7 protein-coding genes are annotated in these 7,695 nt (G+C 72.4%); 5 read left to right on the top strand and 2 right to left on the bottom strand.

What is annotated here, in order from left to right:
* The coding region (locus tag HW445_RS12610; protein WP_180221119.1) for an LPXTG cell wall anchor domain-containing protein at nt 1-608 on the bottom strand (608 nt) is incomplete at its 3' end.
* 593 nt (nt 609-1,201) lie between these two features.
* Between HW445_RS12610 and HW445_RS12605 the strand changes: the two genes are divergently transcribed.
* Together HW445_RS12605 and HW445_RS12600 are read left to right on the top strand one after the other, a co-directional pair.
* Nucleotides 1,202-2,611 carry an NAD-dependent malic enzyme gene (locus tag HW445_RS12605; RefSeq protein WP_180221118.1) on the top strand — a complete coding sequence of 470 codons (1,410 nt, stop codon included), beginning with the start codon at nt 1,202-1,204 and terminating at the stop codon, nt 2,609-2,611.
* A gap of 341 nt (nt 2,612-2,952) precedes the next feature.
* The gene (locus tag HW445_RS12600; RefSeq protein WP_108955122.1) at nt 2,953-3,234 is read left to right on the top strand and encodes an HU family DNA-binding protein; all 282 of its coding nucleotides are present in this window, start codon (nt 2,953-2,955) and stop codon (nt 3,232-3,234) included.
* Nucleotides 3,235-3,372: 138 nt separating this feature from the next.
* On the opposite strand, the gene murA is transcribed toward HW445_RS12600, so the two are convergent.
* The gene (gene murA / locus HW445_RS12595) at nt 3,373-4,713 is read right to left on the bottom strand and encodes a UDP-N-acetylglucosamine 1-carboxyvinyltransferase (protein ID WP_180221117.1); all 1,341 of its coding nucleotides are present in this window, start codon (nt 4,711-4,713) and stop codon (nt 3,373-3,375) included.
* Nucleotides 4,714-4,991: 278 nt separating this feature from the next.
* Here murA and HW445_RS12590 point away from each other — a divergent pair, with 278 nt between their 5' ends.
* The 3 genes from HW445_RS12590 (at nt 4,992) to HW445_RS12580 (ending at nt 7,582) form a co-directional block, all read left to right on the top strand.
* A complete protein-coding gene (locus tag HW445_RS12590; protein ID WP_180221116.1) occupies nt 4,992-5,552 on the top strand; it encodes a YqgE/AlgH family protein in 561 nt (186 codons plus the stop codon).
* Nucleotides 5,553-5,637: 85 nt separating this feature from the next.
* Nucleotides 5,638-5,931: a DUF3039 domain-containing protein gene (locus tag HW445_RS12585; RefSeq protein WP_151775131.1), complete on the top strand. Its 294-nt coding sequence runs from the start codon at nt 5,638-5,640 to the stop codon at nt 5,929-5,931.
* A gap of 13 nt (nt 5,932-5,944) precedes the next feature.
* On the top strand, nt 5,945-7,582 hold the full coding sequence (locus tag HW445_RS12580; RefSeq protein ID WP_308798974.1) for a beta-N-acetylhexosaminidase: 1,638 nt from the start codon (nt 5,945-5,947) through the stop codon (nt 7,580-7,582).
* The last annotated feature ends 113 nt before the right edge of the window (nt 7,583-7,695 follow it).

The raw sequence follows: 7,695 nt of genomic DNA, 5'->3' as shown, positions 1-7,695 counted from the left end.
GTGCCGTCGCCCGGGCTCTCCTCGCCGGGGTTCTCCTCGCCGGGGTTCTCCTCAGCGGGGTTCTGCCCGCCGGCGTCACCGCCGCCGGGGTTCTCCTCGCCCGGCTGCTCCTCGCCCGGCTGCTCCTCGCCCGGCTTCTCCTCCCCGGGCCGCTGCCCGCCCGGCTCCTCGCCGGGGTTCTCGTCGCCCCCGCCGGTGGCGGCGGGGCAGGTGTGGGAGAGGTTGACGTAGGAGACGTCCGCGCCCTCGGTCCGGGCGACGGCGGACACCAGCTCGGCGCCGGGCTCGGAGACCGCGTAGGCGTGCTTGCCGGTGGGCGGTCCGAAGGCGGTGACCACCTGCTCGCCACCGGGCGCGAAGGTGACGGTGAGCTCGGTGAACACGGTGGCGTTGCCGGGCAGCACGAAGTGCCAGCCGTCCTTGCCGGCCGGGACGGTCGGGCAGTCGCCGTGCCGGAAGTCCTCGGCGGTGACCGGGAGGTCCTGGCGGATCTCCTCGGTGTGGTGGGTGCCACCGGTGGCGGCGGCGGGGACGGCCGCACCGGCGAGGAGGAGGGCGGCCGCGGCGGGGACGGCGGCAGCCCGAAGGGGGAGGGAGCGGAGTGACATGGGGGTACCTCTGACACAGAAGTGGGTGAGTGAGGTGGAAGTGCGAGCTTCCGCCTCCCCGGTGATCAAGGTCAAGGCGCCTACGGATCGGTTGGCGGCCTCTGTCCGGCTTTGCCTCGAGCAACGATTGGGTAACGACAGGTTTGGTTGGCGGTGAAAGGCGTTCGGGCCGCCCGGAGGGCCGGTCGGGCGGACCGGTCCGGAAAAACGTCCGCGAGGGAATGGCGTGGCCGGATCGGTTTGTTAGCCTGGACGTGACACCGGCCCGATCCAAGCCCCCGGGCCCAACCTTCGTCGCTACGAGCGACCACTTGCCGCGAGGCGAGCATGGCGGGTCGGTGTCACTTCTCCACTTCAGGGAATCCGAGACCCGTGTCGTCCACATCGGCGGCATGGGTCTTCGTCGTTCGCCGTCCGCCGTATCCGGGCAATTCGCAGCGAATCGTCCCCGGCTAACGCCTACTCGTCGGTAGGTGCGACGATCGGACAGCACATTCGATCCTGCCACCGCCTCGGCGCCTGCCCCACCTCGCGGCGCCGCAGGTCCCGCGGCGATCGCACAGCAGTACACGCGAAAGCAGAGGAAGTCCGCAATGGCAACGGCGCCCAGCGTCTCCTACTCGATGACCATCCGGCTGGAAGTGCCCGCGAGCGGAACCGCCGTGTCGCAGCTCACCACCGCCGTCGAGTCCTCCGGGGGCTCGGTGACGGGTCTCGACGTCACCGCCTCGGGCCACGAGAAGCTCCGGATCGACGTCACCATCGCCGCGACCTCCACCGCGCACGCCGACGAGATCGTCGAGAACCTGCGCACCATCGAGGGCGTCACGCTGGGCAAGGTCTCGGACCGTACCTTCCTGATGCACCTCGGCGGCAAGATCGAGATGGCGTCCAAGCACCCCATTCGCAACCGTGACGATCTGTCGATGGTGTACACGCCGGGTGTGGCCCGGGTGTGCATGGCCATCGCGGAGAACCCCGAGGACGCCCGCCGCCTGACCATCAAGCGCAACGCGGTCGCCGTGGTCACCGACGGTTCCGCGGTGCTCGGCCTCGGCAACATCGGCCCCAAGGCCGCGCTGCCGGTGATGGAGGGCAAGGCCGCCCTCTTCAAGCGGTTCGCGGGCATCGACGCCTGGCCGATCTGCCTGGACACCCAGGACTCCGACGCCATCGTCGAGATCGTCAAGGCGATCGCCCCGGGCTTCGCCGGCATCAACCTCGAGGACATCTCCGCCCCGCGCTGCTTCGAGATCGAGGCCCGCCTGCGCGAGGCCCTGGACATCCCGGTCTTCCACGACGACCAGCACGGCACCGCCATCGTGGTGCTGGCGGCGCTCACCAACGCGCTGCGGGTGGTCGCCAAGAACATCGGCGACGTCCGCGTCGTCATGTCCGGCGCCGGCGCGGCCGGCACCGCGATCCTCAAGCTGCTGCTGGCGGCCGGTGTGAAGAACGCGGTGGTCGCCGACATCCACGGCGTGGTGCACGCCGGCCGGCACGACCTGGTCGACGCCGCCCCCGACTCGGCGCTGCGGTGGATCGCCGACAACACCAACCCGGAGAACCTCACCGGCACCCTCAAGGAGGCCGTGCGCGGCGCGGACGTCTTCATCGGCGTCTCCGCCCCGAACCTCCTGGAGGGCGAGGACGTGGCCGCGATGGCCAGGGACTCCATCGTCTTCGCGCTCGCGAACCCCGACCCGGAGGTCGACCCGGCGGTGGCCCGGGAGACCGCCGCGGTGGTCGCCACCGGCCGCTCCGACTTCCCCAACCAGATCAACAACGTGCTGGTCTTCCCCGGCGTCTTCCGCGGCCTGCTGGACGCGCAGTCGCGCACCGTCGACACCGGCATGATGCTGGCGGCCGCCGCGGCGCTGGCCGACGTCGTCACCGAGGACGAGCTGAACGCCAACTACATCATCCCGAGCGTCTTCAACGACAAGGTCGCCGGAGCGGTGGCCGGGGCGGTCCGGCGGGCCGCCGAGTCCGTCCAGGGCTGACGCCGCCGGGGCCCCGCCCCGTCCGGCCGGGCGGGGACCGGCGGGGCGGGGCGGGCGCTGTCCGTGGCAGGACGTAACGTGGTGGGGCACCGCGGTCGGAGCCGCCGTGCGTGGCGGCCACGCCACGCGTCCGTGTGACTCCCCGCCGTGTTCGTCGGTGCCGGATTGGCTTTAGCGCCGCAGGTGGGGGCAGGATGCCTCTCTGGGCGCGAGGGTTCGACCACGGACCCGGGTGCGGGGACCTCTCCGGTGACCCTGGCAGCATCGGCTTCGCTGTGCCCGACATGCGGCTCCGCCGCGTGGCACGCCTCAACGGCAAGAAGAAACACGGGAGTAAGAACATGAACCGCAGTGAGCTGGTGGCCGCGCTGGCCGACCGCGCCGAGGTGACCCGCAAGGACGCCGACGCCGTTCTGGCCGCGTTCGCCGAGGTCGTCGGCGACATCGTCGCCAAGGGCGACGAGAAGGTCACGATCCCCGGCTTCCTGACCTTCGAGCGCACCCACCGTGCCGCTCGCACCGCCCGCAACCCGCAGACCGGTGAGCCGATCCAGATTCCGGCCGGCTACAGCGTGAAGGTCTCCGCGGGTAGCAAGCTGAAGGAAGCGGCCAAGGGTAAGTGACCCCGGCCCCTCAGGCAGCGTGAAGGGCGGCCACCCCACCTCGGGGCGGCCGCCCTTCACCTTTCCCCGGACGCGGTCCCCGGACGTGCGTGAGGCCCGGCCAGGGGCCGGGCCTCACGCACGTCGCGGAGGGGTGGGTCAGCCGAGCGGCTTGCCCGGGAGCTCCACCTTCGCGCCGAGGTCGACGAGCTTCTCCATGAAGTTCTCGTAGCCGCGGTTGATGAGCTCGATGCCGTGGACCTTGGAGGTGCCCTCCGCCGCCAGCGCCGCGATCAGGTACGAGAACCCGCCCCGCAGGTCGGGGATGACCAGGTCCGCGCCCTGCAGCCGGGTGGGCCCGGACACCACCGCGGAGTGCAGGAAGTTCCGCTGCCCGAAGCGGCAGTGGGAGCCGCCCAGGCACTCCCGGTACAGCTGGATGTGCGCGCCCATCTGGTTGAGCGCCGAGGTGAAGCCGAGCCGCGACTCGTACACCGTCTCGTGGATGATCGACAGACCGGTCGCCTGGGTCAGCGCCACGACCAGCGGCTGCTGCCAGTCGGTCTGGAAACCGGGGTGGACGTCCGTCTCCAGCGCGATCGACTTCAGCTCGCCGCCGGGGTGCCAGAAGCGGATGCCCTCGTCGTCGATCTCGAAGGCGCCGCCGACCTTCCGGTAGGTGTTGAGGAAGGTCATCATCGACCGCTGCTGCGCGCCGCGGACGTAGATGTTGCCGTGGGTGGCCAGCGCCGCGGAGGCCCAGGACGCCGCCTCCAGGCGGTCCGGCAGGGCGCGGTGCGTGTAGCCGTTGAGCTTGTCGACACCGGTGATCCGGATGGTCCGGTCGGTGTCCATGGCGATGATCGCGCCCATCTTCTGCAGCACGCAGATGAGGTCCTCGATCTCCGGCTCGACCGCGGCGTTGGAGAGTTCCGTCACACCCTCGGCCAGCACGGCCGTCAGCAGCACCTGCTCGGTGGCGCCCACCGACGGGTAGGGCAGCTCGATCTTGGTGCCGCGCAGCCGCTGCGGGGCCTCCAGGTACTGGCCGTCCGCGCGCTTCTCGATGCGCGCGCCGAACTGCCGCAGCACCTCGAAGTGGAAGTCGATCGGCCGGCCGCCGATGTCGCAGCCGCCCAGGCCCGGGATGAAGGCGTGGCCGAGGCGGTGCAGCAGCGGGCCGCAGAGCAGGATCGGGATCCGGGAGGAACCGGCGTGCGCGTCGATGTCGGCGACGTTCGCGCTCTCCACGTGGGACGGGTCCATGACCAGCTCGCCCGGTTCCTCGCCCGGGCGGACCGTCACGCCGTGCAGCTGCAGCAGCCCCCGTACGACGCGCACGTCGCGGATGTCGGGGACGTTGCGCAGCCGGCTCGGTCCGGAACCGAGGAGGGCGGCGACCATGGCCTTGGGCACGAGGTTCTTCGCACCGCGGACACGGATCTCGCCCTCGAGCGGGGTTCCGCCGTGGACAAGCAGGACATCGTCGTTGACGGTCATGAATCTCGCGTTCCGATCGGATGGGCAGTGAGCCGGATGGCCGTTTCTGGGGCGCGTCCGGAAAGCAAGCGTAATGGCCGCCCACCGCCTTGAAGGAAGTCCGCGCACGGGAGCGGCCCAACTGCTCCCCCGAGTGATCACCGAGGTGAACAGGGTGGAGCGGGGTGCGTACGGGGCGTCACCGGCCGGCGGGGGTCGGTCCCGCCGGCAGGAGGACGTTCACCCTGGTACCCCCGTCGGGGGTTCCCAGCGCCGCCGGATGCGGAATCATGGCGGGCATGACCGAGGTGTCCTCGCTCACAGGGCGGTTGCTCGTGGCGACTCCGGCGCTGACGGACCCCCATTTCGTCCGGGCCGTGGTGCTGATGCTCGACCACGACGGCGAGGGATCGCTGGGCGTGGTCCTCAACCGGCCCACGCCGGTCGGCGTGGCCGACATCCTGGACGACTGGGCGGACTACACCGGGGAGCCGGGGGTCGTCTTCCAGGGCGGCCCGGTCTCCCTCGACTCCGCGCTGGGCGTGGCCGTGGTGCCCGGCGGCGACGGCCCGGTCGGCTGGCGCCGGGTGCACGGCGCCATCGGCCTGGTCGACCTGGAGGTCCCGCCCGAGCTGCTGGGGGCGGCGCTGGGCTCGCTGCGGATCTTTGCCGGGTACGCGGGGTGGGGTCCGGGCCAGCTGGAGGACGAACTGGCCGACGGCGCCTGGTTCGTCGTGGAGTCGGAGCCCGGTGACGTCTCCTCGCCCGCCCCCGAGCGGCTGTGGCGGGACGTGCTGCGCCGCCAGCGCGGCGAGCTGGCGCTGATCGCGACCTACCCGGACGACCCGTCCCTGAACTGACGTCCCCGACGCCGCCGATCCGGTGCCCGTGCGGTGGCGTTCGGCCCTGCCGCCACCGGCGGACGTCCCGGTACGCTTGGCACCCATGAGCACTCTCGAGCCCGAGCGCGGCACCGGCACCGGCACGCTGGTCGAACCGACCCCGAAGACGTCGCACGGCGACGGCGACCACGAGCGCTTCGCCCACTACGTCCAGAAGGACAAGATCATGGCGAGCGCGCTGGACGGCACGCCCGTCGTGGCGCTCTGCGGCAAGGTCTGGGTCCCGGGCCGCGACCCGAAGAAGTACCCGGTGTGCCCGATGTGCAAGGAGATCTACGAGTCCATGGGCGCCGGCGGCGACGACCAAGGCGGCAAGGGCGGCAAGGGCGGCAAGTAGCCGGTCCGGTCACGTGAGCAGCGGCGACGCCGGGTCCCGTCCCGGCGGCATCGACCCCGGTCTCGTCCCACTGCCCCGTTCCGCGGAGGTCCGCGGCACGGGGCGTGGCTTCGCGCTCGACGAGCGCACCGTCCTGGAGGCGGCGCCCGGCACGGAGGGCACCGCCCTGTGGCTGCGTTCGGTCCTGGGCGCCGCGTACGCGCTGCAACTCCCGCCCGGCCCCGCCGGGGGCGGGGGCCCCGGAGTGCGTCTGGTGCTCGACGACGCCCTGGAGCCGGAGGCCCACCGGCTGGACGTCGACCCGGTCACCGGCGTCGAGATCCGCGGCGGCGGGCCGGCCGGGGTGTTCTGGGGCGCCCAGACACTTCGCCAGCTCCTCGGGCCCGACGCCTTCCGCCGGGCGCCGGTCCGTCCCGGGGTGACGGCCGTCGTGCCCGCGGTCCGTGTCGAGGACGCGCCGCGCTTCCGCTGGCGCGGACTGCTGCTCGACGTGGCGCGGCACTTCATGCCCAAGGACGGCGTGCTGCGGATCGTCGACCTGATGGCCGGGCACAAGCTGAACGTCCTCCACCTCCACCTCACCGACGACCAGGGCTGGCGGATCGAGATCCGCCGCCACCCCCGGCTCACCGAGGTCGGCGCGTGGCGTCCGCGGACCAAGCTGGGCCACCGTGCCTCGCCGCTGTGGGACGAGCGGCCGCACGGCGGGTACTACACGCAGGACGACCTGCGGGAGATCGTCGCCTACGCGGCGGCGCGGCACGTCACCGTCGTCCCCGAGATCGACATCCCCGGCCACTCCCAGGCCGCGATCGCCGCCCACCCCGAGCTGGGGAACACGGACGCGGTCGACACGGCCGCGCTCGGCGTCTGGGACACCTGGGGCATCAGCCCGCACGTCCTCGCCCCCACCGACCGGGTGGTGCGCTTCTACGAGGAGGTGCTGGAGGAGGTCCTGGAGATCTTTCCGGCGCCTTTCGTGCACCTCGGCGGGGACGAATGCCCCAAGGAGGAGTGGCGCGCCTCGGCGACCGCGCAGGCGCGCATCCGGGAACTGGGCGTCGGCGACGAGGACGGGCTCCAGGCCTGGTTCACGGCGCACTTCGCGCGCTGGCTCGCCGGGCGCGGGCGGCGGATGGTCGGCTGGGACGAGATCCTCGACGGGGGACGGCCGCTGCCGGAGGGGACCGTGGTGTCCTCCTGGCGCGGCTACCAGGGCGGTGTCGCGGCGGCCGGGGCGGGCCACGAGGTCGTCGTCTGCCCCGAGCAGCACGTCTACCTCGACCACCGGCAGGCGCCGGGGGACGGGGAGCCGGTGCCGCTGGGCTTCGTCCGCACGGTGGAGGACGTGCACGGCTTCGAACCGGTGCCGAAGGAGCTGGACGCGTACCGGGAGCGGGTGCTGGGGGTTCAGGCCAACCTCTGGACCGAGGTGGTGGAGGACGGGCGTCGTGCCGACTACCAGCTCTTCCCGCGGCTCGCGGCGTTCGCGGAGGTCGCGTGGTCGTCCGGCCGGCGGGGCTTTCCGGCGCGCCTGGACACCCACCTCTCCCGCCTCGACGCCCTCGGCGTCGAGTACCGCCCCCTGACCGGCCCCCACCCCTGGCAGCAACGCCCCGGCCTGCTCGGCCGCCCCCTCCCCGGCCCCTGAACCCCGCCGGACGGCTCCGGCCCCGCCCGGTGCGCGGACCGCGCCCGGGAGGGGCGGGGGGTGGCGACAGGCGGACGGGATGATGTGCCAGAGTTGCCACGTCCGCCCTGTCA

Origin of the sequence: Streptomyces sp. UH6, assembly GCF_013421635.1 — a bacterium.
Lineage (GTDB): Bacteria > Actinomycetota > Actinomycetes > Streptomycetales > Streptomycetaceae > Streptomyces > Streptomyces abyssomicinicus.
The sequence above is the reverse complement of the archived record's forward strand: the minus strand, read 5'-3'. Positions and strand labels throughout refer to the sequence as shown.

Bases quoted from the DNA above. Each gene is read 5' to 3' on its own strand.
- HW445_RS12605 (WP_180221118.1), top strand. From the start codon at position 1,202: ATGGCAACGGCGCCCAGCGTCTCCTACTCGATGACCATCCGGCTGGAA.
- HW445_RS12600 (WP_108955122.1), top strand. From the start codon at position 2,953: ATGAACCGCAGTGAGCTGGTGGCCGCGCTGGCCGACCGCGCCGAGGTG.
- murA (WP_180221117.1), bottom strand. From the start codon at position 4,713: ATGACCGTCAACGACGATGTCCTGCTTGTCCACGGCGGAACCCCGCTC.
- HW445_RS12590 (WP_180221116.1), top strand. From the start codon at position 4,992: ATGACCGAGGTGTCCTCGCTCACAGGGCGGTTGCTCGTGGCGACTCCG.
- HW445_RS12585 (WP_151775131.1), top strand. From the start codon at position 5,638: ATGAGCACTCTCGAGCCCGAGCGCGGCACCGGCACCGGCACGCTGGTC.